15 protein-coding genes are annotated in these 13,735 nt (G+C 61.6%); 10 read left to right on the forward strand and 5 right to left on the reverse strand.

The genetic code is table 11. The features are described 5' to 3' along the window. The first annotated feature begins 8 nt into the window (after positions 1-8). Positions 9-950, forward strand: coding sequence for an ATP-binding cassette domain-containing protein (locus A0W34_RS27370; protein WP_064443578.1), 942 nt, complete (start codon positions 9-11; stop codon positions 948-950). After that, complete coding sequence (locus tag A0W34_RS27375; protein ID WP_054780764.1) at positions 947-1,738, forward strand: ABC transporter permease; 792 nt, start codon at positions 947-949, stop codon at positions 1,736-1,738. Before A0W34_RS27370 ends, A0W34_RS27375 begins: the two co-directional genes overlap by 4 nt. On the opposite strand, the gene A0W34_RS27380 is transcribed toward A0W34_RS27375, so the two are convergent. Continuing rightward, the gene (locus A0W34_RS27380; protein WP_054780763.1) at positions 1,693-2,487 is read right to left on the reverse strand and encodes a 2-phosphosulfolactate phosphatase; all 795 of its coding nucleotides are present in this window, start codon (positions 2,485-2,487) and stop codon (positions 1,693-1,695) included. The two genes, A0W34_RS27375 and A0W34_RS27380, sit on opposite strands and share 46 nt — an antisense overlap. Before the next feature lie 12 nt (positions 2,488-2,499). Further along, positions 2,500-3,327, reverse strand: coding sequence for a transglutaminase domain-containing protein (locus A0W34_RS27385; protein ID WP_081558587.1), 828 nt, complete (start codon positions 3,325-3,327; stop codon positions 2,500-2,502). Positions 3,328-3,415: 88 nt separating this feature from the next. Between A0W34_RS27385 and A0W34_RS27390 the strand changes: the two genes are divergently transcribed. Beyond that, positions 3,416-4,429, forward strand: a complete 1,014-nt coding sequence (locus A0W34_RS27390) for an ABC transporter substrate-binding protein (RefSeq protein WP_232329942.1) — start codon at positions 3,416-3,418, stop codon at positions 4,427-4,429. Here the strand turns inward: A0W34_RS27390 and A0W34_RS27395 are convergent. Next, positions 4,404-5,696, reverse strand: a complete 1,293-nt coding sequence (locus tag A0W34_RS27395) for an MFS transporter (RefSeq protein WP_050655011.1) — start codon at positions 5,694-5,696, stop codon at positions 4,404-4,406. The genes A0W34_RS27390 and A0W34_RS27395 overlap by 26 nt on opposite strands. Before the next feature lie 132 nt (positions 5,697-5,828). Here A0W34_RS27395 and A0W34_RS27400 point away from each other — a divergent pair, with 132 nt between their 5' ends. Next, the gene (locus A0W34_RS27400) at positions 5,829-6,950 is read left to right on the forward strand and encodes an endonuclease/exonuclease/phosphatase family protein (protein WP_081558589.1); all 1,122 of its coding nucleotides are present in this window, start codon (positions 5,829-5,831) and stop codon (positions 6,948-6,950) included. Here the strand turns inward: A0W34_RS27400 and A0W34_RS27405 are convergent. Then, positions 6,921-8,000, reverse strand: coding sequence for an alpha/beta fold hydrolase (locus A0W34_RS27405; RefSeq protein ID WP_063315498.1), 1,080 nt, complete (start codon positions 7,998-8,000; stop codon positions 6,921-6,923). The genes A0W34_RS27400 and A0W34_RS27405 overlap by 30 nt on opposite strands. A 105-nt stretch (positions 8,001-8,105) precedes the next feature. Here A0W34_RS27405 and A0W34_RS27410 point away from each other — a divergent pair, with 105 nt between their 5' ends. Continuing rightward, positions 8,106-8,708, forward strand: coding sequence for a TetR/AcrR family transcriptional regulator (locus A0W34_RS27410; RefSeq protein ID WP_232329943.1), 603 nt, complete (start codon positions 8,106-8,108; stop codon positions 8,706-8,708). Here A0W34_RS27410 and pip read toward each other — a convergent pair. Further along, positions 8,696-9,655: a prolyl aminopeptidase gene (gene pip, locus A0W34_RS27415; RefSeq protein WP_081558591.1), complete on the reverse strand. Its 960-nt coding sequence runs from the start codon at positions 9,653-9,655 to the stop codon at positions 8,696-8,698. The two genes, A0W34_RS27410 and pip, sit on opposite strands and share 13 nt — an antisense overlap. Positions 9,656-9,756: 101 nt before the next feature. Between pip and A0W34_RS27420 the strand changes: the two genes are divergently transcribed. The 5 genes from A0W34_RS27420 (at position 9,757) to A0W34_RS27440 (ending at position 13,587) form a co-directional block, all read left to right on the forward strand. Beyond that, a complete protein-coding gene (locus A0W34_RS27420) occupies positions 9,757-10,215 on the forward strand; it encodes a hypothetical protein (protein ID WP_003942982.1) in 459 nt (152 codons plus the stop codon). Between the two features lie 4 nt (positions 10,216-10,219). Then, positions 10,220-10,816, forward strand: coding sequence for a hypothetical protein (locus tag A0W34_RS27425; protein WP_063315497.1), 597 nt, complete (start codon positions 10,220-10,222; stop codon positions 10,814-10,816). Between the two features lie 84 nt (positions 10,817-10,900). Continuing rightward, entirely contained in the window at positions 10,901-11,515 is a 615-nt protein-coding gene (locus A0W34_RS27430) for a TetR/AcrR family transcriptional regulator (protein ID WP_030536169.1), read from the forward strand. Between the two features lie 15 nt (positions 11,516-11,530). After that, positions 11,531-12,391, forward strand: a complete 861-nt coding sequence (locus A0W34_RS27435) for a 3-hydroxyacyl-CoA dehydrogenase (protein ID WP_081558592.1) — start codon at positions 11,531-11,533, stop codon at positions 12,389-12,391. Positions 12,392-12,543: 152 nt separating this feature from the next. Next, positions 12,544-13,587, forward strand: a complete 1,044-nt coding sequence (locus A0W34_RS27440; RefSeq protein ID WP_081558593.1) for a ParB/Srx family N-terminal domain-containing protein — start codon at positions 12,544-12,546, stop codon at positions 13,585-13,587. Positions 13,588-13,735: the final 148 nt, after the last annotated feature.

A 13,735-nucleotide genomic window follows, 5' to 3' on the forward strand; every position in this document is an offset into this window, starting at 1 on the left:
GAACGCTGATGTCCCGTAAACCAGCCATCACCGCGACGGGCCTGAAGAAGGCCTACGACGACAAGACGGTACTGGACGGAATCGACATCTCCGTCGACCGCGGAACCGTCTTTGCACTCCTCGGCCCCAACGGCGCCGGCAAGACCACCATCGTGGAAATCCTCTCGACCCTCGTTCCCGCAGACGGCGGCGACATCCGCATCGCCGGGTACAACCCTTCCGACGATCCCGACGCGGTGCGTTCGCGCATCGGCGTCACCGGGCAGTTCTCAGCAGTCGACGACTATCTGTCCGGTGAGGAAAACCTTCTCCTCATGGCCGACCTGCACCATCTCGGCAAGGACGAACGTCGAACGCGCACTGAAGAACTCCTGAAGAAGTTCGATCTGATCGACTCCGCGGACAAGCTGGCGTCGACCTACTCGGGCGGCATGCGTCGACGGCTCGACCTGGCAATGACGTTGATCGGACGACCGGAGATCATCTTCCTGGACGAGCCCACCACCGGCCTCGACCCCCGGAGCCGACGCACCATGTGGCAGATCATCCGGGAGTTGGTCGAGGGCGGTGTCACCATCTTCCTCACGACCCAGTACCTCGAGGAAGCTGATCAACTGGCCGACCACATCGCCGTCCTCGATCAGGGACGGATCGTCGCCCAAGGTACGGCAGCGGAACTCAAACGGCACATCCCCGGCGGCCACATTCGTCTTCACTTCTTCGACCGAGATCAGCTCGATTCTGCTGCAGCTGTTTTCGACGAATCTTCACGTGACGATGCCGCCTATGTCCTCCAGGTCCCCAGCGACGGGGGTGTCCGCTCGCTGCGCTCTCTTCTCGACCAACTCGACGCTCACTCGATCGACGTCAAGGAACTCTCCGTGCACACACCCGACCTGGACGACGTGTTCCTGACTCTGACCGCCACCGAAAGGACCGACGCGCGATGACCACCATGACGCTTGCCTATCAGGACTCGAAAACCATGCTGCGTCGCAGTATTCGACACATCCTTCGATATCCGTCGATGACGGTGATGCTCGTCGGAATGCCAGTCGTTTTCCTACTGCTGTTCGTCTACGTGCTCGGCGGAACGCTCGGGAACGGCCTCGGCCCCGGCGGTGGCGGTCGAGCCGAGTACGTCAATTACGTTGCACCGGCGATCATTCTGATGACCGTGGCATCAGCGGCACAAGGTACTGCCATCTCCGTCGCAACCGATATGACCGCCGGGATCATTGCACGATTCCGAACGATGGCGATCACGCGCACGTCCGTCCTGACCGGTCACGTTCTCGGCAGCCTCCTTCAGACGATCGTGAGCCTCGTTGTCGTCATCGCCGTAGCGATAGCCGTCGGCTTCCGGCCCACTGCAGGCTTCGTGGAGTGGGCCGCGACGTTTGCACTCCTCGTCCTGGTCTCCATCGCCATGATCTGGTTGTCGGTCGCCTTCGGCCTCGTCAGCAAGAGTGTCGAGACGGCCAGCAACCTTCCAATGGTGTTGATCCTCTTGCCGTTCCTGGGAAGCGGCTTTGTCCCCACCGACTCGATGCCGACCGTGTTGCGATGGTTCGCCGAGTATCAGCCGTTCACTCCGATCATCGAGACTCTTCGAGGACTTCTTCTCGGCGAAGCCATCGGAAACAACGCGATACTCGCGATCGGATGGTGCGTCGCAATCACCTTCCTCTCCTACCTCTGGGCACGGAGTTTGTTCAACCGACGCCCGGTGCGCTGACCTCGAAACACACGATCTTCGAGAACAGGTACGGTGTCGCTGTCGTCGAGTTCCGAGGCGATGGCGACGTCGTGTGGAAACCCCATGGCGATCAACTCACGTCCTGAGGCACAGTCCCGCAGGCGGTCCTCGTACGAATCCGCCACCGCCGCCCACGCATCCGCCGCCATCCGAGCCTCGGGCGATACGTGGCCGTCCCAACCAGCAGCGGTCAGCGCCGTGACAACTGCACCGGCGCCCCACAGATCCTCCACCGCCGGGCGCAACTCTCCACCGGGCCACTTCTCCCCGGATGCGACTATCGCAACCCGCGATCCCGGACCATGTTCGTGCACAATCCAATCCGCGACGGCATAAGCGTTCCTCAAGGAAGCGCCGACACACACCGCAACCTCGGACGCCAACGCAAACGCGATAGTCGACCCGTTCGGAGACGGCAGCACCAGCCGACTTGGCGCCTCGGTCTCGCGAATCGTCTTGGGAGACAGACTGATCTGACCCTCTCTGGCCACACTTCGCCGTACAGCCAGAACCGCATCGGCATCACGCGCGTAGTCGACCGCACTCTCGTCATTCCAGGAAAAGGGAAGTACGTCGATTCCCGCGTCGGCGGCGACGCTCAGCGTGGTCGTGAACGAGAGGACGTCGACCACGACGGCTACATCGACGCCCGCCGCGATCGCCTCGGCGCCGCGCAACCCCCAGTCGAATCGAAGTCCGTAATCGAGTTGGCGATGCTCCGGATTCATCGCACCAGCATCTCAGAAACGAATCAGCTTGTCCGGCACGCGCAAGTCATCGTGCTCGTACAGTGCTCGCACGGCAACGGGATCGTCGCCGGCGCACACCGCGGCGATATCGTCGAGCAGTAGGTCGTAGTCGGCGCCGGTCTTTCCGTCGTAGGCGTCCGTCATACGACCCCACTCGTCCCACGGCAGGGTTTCGACCTTGTTCATCGCGGCGAGCTCCTTCACTGCGTTGCCGCGGATCTCGGCAGGCCCCCAGTTCTCGGTGCCGTACACCCCGAACTGGGACGCGTCGATCTCGCCGCGTCGATATGCCAGCCACGCCTCACCACCACTGAGGAATTCTCCCGGCTGCAGATCATGGGCGTGAGGAAGGACGTTCTGTCCGAGGATCTCCGAATCGATGCGGATCCACCGCTTGCCCGCGTCGTCCCAGTACTCGGTGATCCAGTGGTCCACGCCCTGTCCCGGTTGAAAGTAGGTGGCGAAACCACAACGGACCCGGGCGGCAAAACCGCGGTAGCGCAGAAACGCACAACTCAAAACTGCAAAGTGCCGACAGGTTCCGACGAGCCGCTTGTCGGGTTCACGGGCGGAGGTCACCGGTGCCGGATCGAGCGCAAGCAGGTGTTGGAGCAGAACGCTTGCCGGCCGGATCTGGTTTTCGTCGAATCGGTCGGCAGGCAGATTCAGCGACTGAGCATCGGTGGGTTGGACCACCAGGTACGGCACTACCCGGCATATTTTCACGGGGTCGGTGGAGAGCGACTCGAGGGCGAGCATGTCCACCCCGTCGATGCGGGTGAACGGTCCTGCTGATGTGTAGTCGAGAACCGCCGTCATGGGCGGAGGTTAACAAACACTGCCGACACAGCAACTCCACTATGGTTAGGGTCCCATAACCATGAAACCCGAGGTTGCCGTGAACCCTATGTTGAGCCGCCGTGCCATGCTGTCCGTCACTTTCGCAACAGCAGCCGGTTTCGCCCTTGCTGCCTGTGGCGACAGCGCGAAGGACGAATCCACTCCCGGCACCGAAGGTGCTCACGCCGAGGCCAACGCCTTCCCGGTGACGATCGACCACAAGTTCGGCTCCACCACCATCGGGCAGGCACCCAGCCGCATCGCAGCGGTCGGTATCGGCGACGCAGACGTTTTGCTTTCCCTCGGGCTGACGCCCGTCCTGGTCCCGGTGTGGAAGGGATCGACCGACGACGGAATCGGCGTCTGGGCCGACTCTGCAGTCCAGGGCGCCGAGCCGACGCCATTGGCCAACGCCACCACCGATTTCGACATCGAAACGATCGTGGCTGCAGCGCCTGACTTGATCATCGCCGTCAACAACGCGATCGACGAGGATCTGTACAAGCAGCTCAGCGCCATCGCGCCGACGGTGCTGCACGCCGCCGATCAGACGGATTGGGTTCTGCCCTGGCAGGAAGTCACGACTCGTATCGGTACGGCTGTGGGCGTTCCCGCGCAGGCAAAGCAGGAGGTCCAGGAAGTCGAAGACCTCATCGTTCGCACCCGCGCGGAGAACCCCCAGTTCGAAGGCAAGACAGCAGCTCTCGTCATTCGCTGGAGCGATGGAAATCTTCGAGCGTTCAGCCCCGAGGCTGCGCGCGCTCAGCTGCTCACGCAACTGGGATTCACGGCTCCTGCCGCATTGAAGGATCGGTTCGCGGGCAAGCTGAACTACGAGATCTCCGCCGAGAACTACGACCTCCTCGAGTGCGACTACCTGCTCTTCGACAACTACGAGAAGGCTCGCGCCGAGATGGAGTCGCAGCCGGCGTTCACCAATCTGAACGTGGTCGAGACCGGAGGCCTGATCAGCTTGGACCCCATCGTCAGTGACGCGGTGTCCATGCCGAACCCGCTCACCATTCCGTTTGTGCTGGAAGATTTCGTCGCAAAGATCAATCAGACGATCGCGGGTCGATAACTTTCGTTCGGCCTGACCACACCCACAACACCACAGCCGACACGGCCACGCAGAGCGCAACGATCACCCATGGTGACGCCGGCGCTGCGTGGCCGTTGTCGACGAGGTCGTACACGAATCCGACTCCCACGGTTCCCAGGAGCGCGAGCAGACCGCCGATCGTGTTGAGCATGCCGAAGTGCGCTCCGAGGTTGCTTTCACGACCGAGGATCGCGATGGTGTCTCGCATCGGCGGCACCATCAACATCTGTCCCAGGTGCAGCAGCCCGATCCACACCGCCAGACCGACTATCTGCGTCGACGCCGAAGCTGCGGAGTCGACGCCGGTGACCAGCGGAACCAGGAACGACACCGAAATGAGCACAAGCCCGAAGGTGATCGCGCGCCGATGCCCGATGCGGTGGGCAACCGCGACCGTCGGTCCCTGCCCGACGATCACCAACACCGCCGCGCCCACGTAGAACCATCCCAGCGCCGACTGCGAACCGATTCCGCGCTCGAGCTGTTCCGGAAGCATCAGGTACAGCTGGCTGTACGCAACCAGCTGAAAACTGCAGAGCGTCGCGAAGAGCAGAAAGTTGTTGTTGGTCAGGACACTTCGCCAGACGTCGCGCAGCGTATAGGTCGACACCGGGCCGTCGTGGGCATCGCCCGGTCGGGGGAACCAGATGAAGAACCCGACCCACATGATCGCGAAGAGCAACGCGGCGCTCGACGCCGTCCACGAGAACGGAAACATCAGGAGAGCAGCTCCCAGCGCCGGGCCGATCACGGTTCCCAGGCGGCTGCACATCTGTTCCACTGCAAACAAATCGGTACGACGCATAACTCCGGCGGACTCGAGTTCGCGTCCGTACTCTGCGTTGGCCGACTCCACTGCGGGCGCGAAGAGCGCGGCAGCAAAGCCGACCAGGAGCACGCCGACGATCACCGCGCTCATGCTTTCTGCCAGACCGAGCATCAGAAAACCGACCACACGAACCGCTATGCCCAGCAGGATGATCGGACGCTTGCCGAACCTGTCGGCGAGGCTTCCACCGATGAAGAACATGCCCTGCTGACTGAACATCCGCAATCCGAGGACGAGGCCGACAATCCAGGCTGCAAATCCGAGGTCCTCCGAAAGGTGCACCGCCAGAAAGGGGACAACCAGATAGAACCCGATGTTGAACAGCACCATCGAGAGGAGGAGCAGCTTCACCACCGGCGGCAGGACACGAACCTTCGCGAAGGTCTTGTTACCGGGGAAACGCTCACTGAGTACCACGATCAGAAGACTATTGCCCGCACGGCGTTCTGTGGAAATCTGCCATTTTGCAATTGGTTAACTGTCCGTTTAGGTAGCGATGGTAATCATCTTCCGGGGGTTCGAGCACACGACAACGAGAGCCGGGATTTGATGAATGGATTGACGCGCCGCCAGATGGTCAAGGCGATGGCGGTAGCCGCGGGCACAGTCACCGCGAGCGCATTTACATTGGGTGCCAATACCTCCGTCGCGGGGGCGAGCCCCGCGCAGGAGATCAAAGTGCTCTCCCTCAACACCTGGCACGGCGGAACCAAGATCAACGGTGGCCTGCAGCTGATCGCCGACATGATCATCTCGACACAGGCGTCGATAGTTCTCCTGTCGGAAGCCGGCACTGCGACAACTGCATTGGCCGACATGCTGACCAAATCAGGAACCACCTTCTACGGAGCAGCGTCCTCCGACGTGGGGATTCTCTCCAAGTTTCCGATCGAGGAAACAGCCGACCTGAACTCGATGATCAAGGCAGTCGTGACGGTCGACGGCAAACAAATCGCTGCGTACTCGGCACATCTGGCCTACACGTCCTACGCGACGTATCTACCGCGCGGATACGGCGCGGGTGTTCCCAAGCCCGGAGAGTTCTCCGAGTTCGGCTGGAACAAGATGTCGTCCGGTCCGGTCACGGACCCCGAGACGGTTCAGCGCGTGAACATCAATTCGGGACGACCCAAGGCAATTTCGACGTTCGTCGACGATGCGGCACAAGAACGGGCCAAGGGCAGATCCGTCATCCTCGGTGGCGATTTCAACGAACCCTCGGCCCTGGATTGGACCGACGGCACGCGAAATCTGTTCGACCACAACGGTGTAGTCGTTCCTTGGGAATCCACCCGCCTGCTCGACCAAGCCGGATTCGTCGACGCTTACCGCAGTAAGTACCCGAACCCGGCCACACACCCGGGCTTCACCTGGCCGTCCGACAATCCCGACGTCGACACCTCACAGCTCACCTGGGCACCCGAGGCAGACGAACGCGATCGGATCGACTACATCTTCGCCGACCGCGCTTCCGACCTGAAGCTGGGATCCGTCGGGATCATCGGCCCGCGAAAGACGATCGTGCACAACAAAAGAGTGGAGGAGAACTCCCAGGACAACTTCATCGCTTCACCGACGCCGTGGCCGACCGATCACAAGGCCGTTCTTGCGACGTATCGTTTTGCCAGCTTCGGCGGCGGATCATCGACCGGTTCGTGGAGCGGTTCCTGACAGGGCATCTCGTAGCCACTCGATCATCATCGGCGTCAACTCGGGCAGCTTGGTCACTGCGCAGTGCCCCGCATCCGGGATGACGTGTACCTGCGTGTTCGGGCGCTCCTCGAAGAGAGTGGTGTCGGAGAGCGGGATGTGAACGTCGTCGGCCCCGTTGACCACAAGCATCGGGGTCCGGCCGTCGTCGGCGGTCATCAAGACACTGCGATCGAAAGCACGCAGACCCTGTACCAGCGCCTCTTTGGTTGCCGGTGCATCGAAACCCAGTGCGTTTCCGACGATGTCACCCATGCCGTAGACCAGGCGCTCCGCGTTCGCGGTCTCGAACGCGCCCTTGACCGGGGCGCCGATGTTGATCACGGCATCGACGGCGCCGGTCAACCCCGACCGCACGGCGAAGTTGCCACCGAAGGAGACTCCCAGGTGTGCCACCTGGCCATTGCCGAGGGCGCGAGCCGTCGCCACCAGTCCGTCGATCACCTCGTCACCGAAAGCGTCGAGAGGAACCGGTGATTCACCAGTTCCCGGCTGGTCGAAGGCAACAACAGTCACTCCGGCGTTCTTCGCGAACGCACTGACCAACGGATGCATGTCCATCTTCCAGCCGTCGACGCCGCCGCTGAGCAACAGGACGGGTGCATCCTCGTACCTCCCGTCCACGGAGAGAATGTGCACCGGTAGCTCGATCTCGCCGGATCGGTAGGGCAGGGACAGGATTCGACGCTCGAACTCGAGCCCGAATCCCGGTGCTGCCTTGACGTATTCGTCCACCTGATTCTGCAGGGCCCGGCGCCGCGAATCGTTGGCCAGGACGGGGAACTTGGCGATTCCGTAGATCATCGCCGCGAGTGAATGATTGCCGGCCGCGGAGTACTTTGCTGCCAACGCCGACCACTCGTACGACCAACCACCCGGCGCGTCGGCCCAGGTCGAGTGGATGGACGCGCGCAGTTCCTCGAGATCCGAGACGGGGAGCCCGAAGCTCAGAAACTGTCCTGTGCGCTCTTCGAAGAGGCCTCGGTGATCGACAGGAAATTCGTATGACATGGGAAACACCCCTCAATTCATCTCTAATGCAACGATCAGTTGCATTAGCTCAGTGAACCACGTGCCTCCAGCTAACACAACACCTTGTTGCGATAAGGTTGACTCATGACTTCGACACCACAACGGCCCGGAGGGCGTAGTGCCAGGGTGCGCGAGGCCGTCCTGGCAGCCACGGCGGCCGAATTGTCCGAACGCGGATTCGCCGCGATGACCATCGAGGACATAGCCACCCGCTCCGGAGTCCACAAGACCACGATCTACCGGCGATGGAGCACGCTGTCCCAACTGGTGGCCGACGCGGCGATCGAGGTATCGGCAACCACCGTTCCCATCCCGGATACCGGTTCCATCGAATCCGATCTGCGCGAGATGGCCAGATCGATAGTCGCACTGGTGACCAGCGAGTCAGGCGGCGCGTTGGTGGCTGCACTGTTCTCCGATGCGGTCCGCACGCCCGAGGTCGCGAGACTCAAGCGCGAGTTCTATTCCGCACGTTACGAACTGGCAGACATCGTCGTTCGCCGAGCAGTCGAGCGCGGGGAGATCTCCGAGAAGGTCTCGGCCGCGGATCTTCTGGCGGCCGTCGCCGCACCCATCTACTATCGCCTGCTGGTCGCCGATCTACCCGTCGACCAGTCGGTTGCCGATCGTGCTGCTGCCGGCGCGCTCGCCGCGGCCCGCGCCGGGGCACTCGATCAGATCGAATGAGCCAGTGAATTCAGAGCTTCCACGATTGCCTCGTTGAATCCGCCACCGCCATGCCCGGCGTCGTCGAGCACCACCAACTCACTACCCGGCCACCGCTGGTGGATCGCCCAGGCAGTGTCGAGTGGCCCGGAAATGTCATACCGTCCGTGCACGAGAATCGCGGGAATCTCAGCGAGGCGGTCCATTCCGTCCAAGATCTGATTCGGCGCCAGGAAGCAGTCGTTACCCCAGTAATGCGTGACCAGCCTGGTCATCACCCGGCGGAAGTCCGGATTCTGGTATCGAACACTCGGAGTCCACCCCGGCATCAGCGAGACGTGCACATCCTCCCAACGGCACCACTGCAACGCGGCATTCTCGCGCACAACAGGATCCGGATCGGCAAGCAGTCGCGCGTACGCCGCGGGGAGGTTTCCGTCACGCTCGTCCACCGGCAACGGCGCCACGAACTCTTCCCATTCACGCGGAAATACCCGGCCCATGGCACGGGTGATCCACTCGATTTCGACCCTCGTCCCGCCGGTGATCGCGCCCAGGGCCATCGCTTGCACCCGCGCGGGAAACGCCTGCGCGTACACCAGACCCAAACTCACGCCCCAGGAAAGTCCCGTGACGATCCATCGCTCGATACCGAGATGCTCACGAAGACGCTCGATGTCTTCCACAATGTGCGCCGTGGTGTTCACGGTCAGATCGACGTCCGGACTGCTCGCTAGCGGAAGACTGCGCCCACAGCCTCGCCGATCGAACAGAACTGCGCGAAAGACTTCGGGATCGAAGAAACGCCTGGCGCCGACAGTGCATCCCGAACCGGGACCGCCGTGGAGGTAGAGAACCGGAATGCCCGCAGGATTGCCGACTGTCTCCCAGTACAGACTCTGACCATCCGCCACTTCCAACAGACCGGACTCGTACGGTTCGACGGGCGGGTACAGGACAGCAGTCATAGGCGGTGATTCTTCCATCAAGCTGCCTACTCGAGTAGGCAGCACGCGGCCGAGCAATGGCCTAGCGTGGACAGGACACCACTGCGACGGGAGTACACCAGATGCGTGATGGGTTCAGGTTGCCGGGATACGGCGGCGCCGCAGTCTTCCTTCGCAGTCATGCGGTTCCCGCCACTGTCTTCGAATCCGACGTGCCCACACTCGTTTTCGACGTCGGACTGCTCAGCCCCGACCGCTTCAATCAGTATCTCAGCCGACATACGGACGACGGATTCGTCGAACGGCTGGCGGCGTTCTTCTTTCACGCGGCCGCAGACTTCCATCCCGAGAAATCGCTTCCGGCGTTCACCGACGAACGACTCGGGCTGATGATCTCGGTCTGTTCCAGCACCGATCGAGAGGTGGAACTCGACTTCTCACTCGCCGAGGATCCCGAATCGGAGGACACCGAACGCGACGAGATGACCTTCGAGACAAGCCGAGTCGTCCTCGCGACATCGGCGCAGACGGTTTCTCGACTGACCGGTGGAGTAACCACCCACTTCGACGGGGAGTTGTAGAGACATGGGTTTCCTCTTCGAGGTTCTCGATTTTCCCGAAGGCAGTCGGATGACCGATCTGTGGAACAACACATGGGCTGAGCCGGCAATGGGCGAGGAGATTGCCTCCGGCCACTTCATTCATCTGGGCGACGATCAACACGTCGACGTGGAGACCGATTTTCTCAGTAGCCACTTACCGTTCAACGTGGCAGGCTTCGGTGGAGTCTTTCCCGACGGCAAACCTTGGATGTTCGTCATGCAGAAGGCGCCGGCGGACCTCGCGACCAAGCTTCGCGGCGAGGACGATCCGCACTCACTTCTGCGCGGATCACTCGACCGCGCCATGTCTTTCAACCCTGATGCACTGGTGGCCGAGGAATTGTCCTGGAGGCACGCCGATCTGGTGAAGGTGTACGACGAAGAGGGAATCCCTGCGGTATCCGTCGCGGGCTGGTCGGTTGCGGATCTCCTGCGTGGCCTCTTGGCGCAGTGTTGCAACGTCGAACTTGCCGCCGTCGTCGCCGGATACCCAGAGTGCGCCTATCCCGAATCGGCGCATGCGTGCGAAGCGGACGTGTTCTCAGACGTGTTCGCCGGTTGGGTCAGCGGACTGCGGTGATGTGACGGAGGAGACTCCACCCTCCCGACATTTCGGAGTAGACTCATTTATGAGCGTGATCCGAAATGGAACGAGGTGAGCGGGATGACGAAGCCGGACCAAGAGCTGGGCCGTCGCGAACGCAACAAACTCGAGAAGCAGACACGCATCTTCGACGCCGCTGCCGAACTGTTCGCGGAAAAGGGCTACAGCGCAGTCACAACTCAAGAAATTGCCGACCGCGCCGATGTAGCCGGCGGCACTCTCTTTCGTTACGCCGCAAGCAAAGCCGAGTTGCTGCTCATGGTGTACAACGCGGAGTACCGCAAGCAGATCGAATTGGGAGAAGAGCGTGAAGCCAAGTCGACCGGCACAGAAGATCGTGTGCTCGAGCTGGTTTCACCCCTGCTGATCGCAAGTCGCCGAAACGACGAGAACACCGGCATCTACCAACGCGAGGTGTTGTTCGGTGAGCCCAGCGAGTGTTTCCGGGCCGAAGGCCTGGAACTCTCGCAGCGCCTGCAAACGCGGATTGCGCAAATCTTGCACGAGGCACACCCCAACCACACCACCCGAACCACCACTGCAGCGCGAACGATTTCCAACGTGCTGCACTTCGAAATAGCCCGCGCGGCATTGGACCGGATCACGGCTGACGAACTCACGAACATCGTTGCCGCACAGGTCCGATTGACGCTTGCCGGACTACCCACCGAATAGGATTGAGGATCGAAAATGACTGAACTGAAGCAGATCACCGTTCTGGGTACCGGAGTTCTCGGCTCACAGATCGCCTATCAGACCGCCTATCACGGCTTCGACGTCGTCGCGTACGACATCAACGTCGAGGTCATCGAAAAGGCCAAGGCTCGGTTCGACTCGTTGGCCGCGGCCTACAAGGCCGAGAACGTCGAGGGCGCCAAGGAAGGCAAGGCTGACGAAGCGCTGCAACGTATTACGTACTCGTACGATCTAGCCGAAGCCGTCGCCAAGGCCGACCTGGTCATCGAGGCAATTCCCGAGGACATCGCCATCAAGCGCGACACCTACGAGAAGCTTGCCACGGTTGCTCCGGAGCACACGGTGTTCGCCACAAACTCCTCGACGCTTCTGCCGAGCGATCTCAAGGAGTTCACCGGCCGCCCCGAGAAGTTCCTCGCACTGCACTTCGCAAATCACGTGTGGGTCAACAACACTGCCGAGATCATGGGCACCGAGTCCACCGACCCCACCGTGTACCGCGAGGTCGTCGAGTTCGCGAAGAACATCGGCATGGTGCCGATCGAACTCAAGAAGGAGAAGGCGGGCTACGTACTCAACTCGCTCCTGGTCCCGCTCCTCAACGCGGCCTCCGACCTGCTGATCGACGGCATCGCCGATCCCGACATGGTCGACAAGACGTGGCGTATCGGCACCGGAGCCCCGTTCGGCCCCTTCCAGATCATGGACGTCGTCGGGTTGACCACCGTCTACAACATCTCCTCCCAGGGCGGCGAGAAGCAGCGCGAATTCGCCGACTACATCAAGAAGAACTACATCGACGAGGGCAAGCTCGGCGTTGCTGTCGGCGAGGGCTTCTACAACTACAAGGGCTGACCGACTTACCGGCTCACCGCGCGGTGGTTACGACGTGAATTCACGTGGTAGCCACCGCGCGGACGTCTGTTGTCAGTAAGTCCGAAACCACCCTGAGCGATTGTGACGCAAGCTTCTTCACGTGCGAACCCATCATCAGGAGAGATCCCCACATGCGTCGTTCCGCCATCTCGGCACTCACAACACTGGCACTGCTCGGCGCCGGAACATTGGTCAGCACACCCGCTGTCGCCGCTCCCCTCGCGTGTGGCGGAATCTCCACCGGTTCGTTCTCAGGCTCCACCGGCGGATCGGAGTACCTGTGCGCCAAGGAAGGTGATCTCCTGGACGTGCGCATCGGCGACGTTCACGCGACACAACCGTCCCTCGGCTACGACGAGGTGTACTACAAGCTCGGGCGATACACGCTCGGAAAAGACACGATAAACAAGAAGTTCGACGACTGGTGTGAGGCGAACGGCCAGATCCAGGCCGCGACCGCTACTGCGGCGTCGACGCTGAAGGACCCGTCGTCCTTCACCTGCCAGCTCCCGGTGGGTCAGGAAACCGCGGAGAGCATCGCGCCCATGAAGACCGTGGTCGTCGGTCCCCGCGGCGATCTCTATCTGACCGACGGTCACCACACCCTCACGTCCTTCATCGAGACGGCCGACGGCGGTCCCGACCTTCACGTGCGACTGCGGGTTCTCGGCAACCTCAGCGGCTTGAGTGAAGGTGCCTTCTGGACCGAGATGGAGAAGAACAAGTGGGTCTGGTCGCGTGACGTCGACGGAAACCAGGTACCGGTCCAGGCTCTGCCGAAGAGCGTCGGCCTGGCCAACTTCGCCGACGACAAGTACCGCAGCTTGATGTACTTCTCCCGCGACATCGGATTCGCCGCGGGCACGATTCCGTTCCAGGAGTTCTACTGGGGCGCCTGGGTCCGCGACACCGCGCCCGTCGACCTCACCAACTGGAATCGCGATGATCTCTCCAGCTACCTGGGCACCGTGAAGTCGGTGACCAAAGCACAGACAGCGTTGACGGGCGATGCCGTCGTCGACAGCGGATTCACTGCCACCGATCTTGGCGTCCTGTCGGCCTGGAACGACGGCAAAGCCGAGTCCAAGGGCGAGTTCGCAAAGCTGTCCAAGCCGTACACAGACGACAAGCCGGGCAAGATCGCCTACGCACTTGCCTACAAAGCAACCCTCTGACCTGCTCAGATCCAAGTCACACCAAGTAGACTTGACTAAGGTAAGCCTCTACTCAGTAGTCTGAACCCATTCGGGTGCCGCTTCATCGAAGCAGCGACGCCCTGCCCTGACGGAATACATGCCGTCGTATCTGCCCGGTCGAACAATC

Origin of the sequence: Rhodococcus sp. BH4 (genome assembly GCF_002079265.1) — a bacterium.
GTDB classification, from domain to species: Bacteria; Actinomycetota; Actinomycetes; order Mycobacteriales; family Mycobacteriaceae; genus Rhodococcus_F; species Rhodococcus_F qingshengii.

What these genes read in the sequence shown, in the direction of transcription:
- A0W34_RS27370 (WP_064443578.1), top strand. Translation starts at nt 9, where the DNA reads ATGTCCCGTAAACCAGCCATCACCGCGACGGGCCTGAAGAAGGCCTAC.
- A0W34_RS27375 (WP_054780764.1), top strand. Translation starts at nt 947, where the DNA reads ATGACCACCATGACGCTTGCCTATCAGGACTCGAAAACCATGCTGCGT.
- A0W34_RS27380 (WP_054780763.1), bottom strand. Translation starts at nt 2,487, where the DNA reads ATGAATCCGGAGCATCGCCAACTCGATTACGGACTTCGATTCGACTGG.
- A0W34_RS27385 (WP_081558587.1), bottom strand. Translation starts at nt 3,327, where the DNA reads ATGACGGCGGTTCTCGACTACACATCAGCAGGACCGTTCACCCGCATC.
- A0W34_RS27390 (WP_232329942.1), top strand. Translation starts at nt 3,416, where the DNA reads ATGTTGAGCCGCCGTGCCATGCTGTCCGTCACTTTCGCAACAGCAGCC.
- A0W34_RS27400 (WP_081558589.1), top strand. Translation starts at nt 5,829, where the DNA reads ATGAATGGATTGACGCGCCGCCAGATGGTCAAGGCGATGGCGGTAGCC.
- A0W34_RS27405 (WP_063315498.1), bottom strand. Translation starts at nt 8,000, where the DNA reads ATGTCATACGAATTTCCTGTCGATCACCGAGGCCTCTTCGAAGAGCGC.
- A0W34_RS27410 (WP_232329943.1), top strand. Translation starts at nt 8,106, where the DNA reads ATGACTTCGACACCACAACGGCCCGGAGGGCGTAGTGCCAGGGTGCGC.
- pip (WP_081558591.1), bottom strand. Translation starts at nt 9,655, where the DNA reads ATGACTGCTGTCCTGTACCCGCCCGTCGAACCGTACGAGTCCGGTCTG.
- A0W34_RS27420 (WP_003942982.1), top strand. Translation starts at nt 9,757, where the DNA reads ATGCGTGATGGGTTCAGGTTGCCGGGATACGGCGGCGCCGCAGTCTTC.
- A0W34_RS27425 (WP_063315497.1), top strand. Translation starts at nt 10,220, where the DNA reads ATGGGTTTCCTCTTCGAGGTTCTCGATTTTCCCGAAGGCAGTCGGATG.
- A0W34_RS27430 (WP_030536169.1), top strand. Translation starts at nt 10,901, where the DNA reads ATGACGAAGCCGGACCAAGAGCTGGGCCGTCGCGAACGCAACAAACTC.
- A0W34_RS27435 (WP_081558592.1), top strand. Translation starts at nt 11,531, where the DNA reads ATGACTGAACTGAAGCAGATCACCGTTCTGGGTACCGGAGTTCTCGGC.
- A0W34_RS27440 (WP_081558593.1), top strand. Translation starts at nt 12,544, where the DNA reads ATGCGTCGTTCCGCCATCTCGGCACTCACAACACTGGCACTGCTCGGC.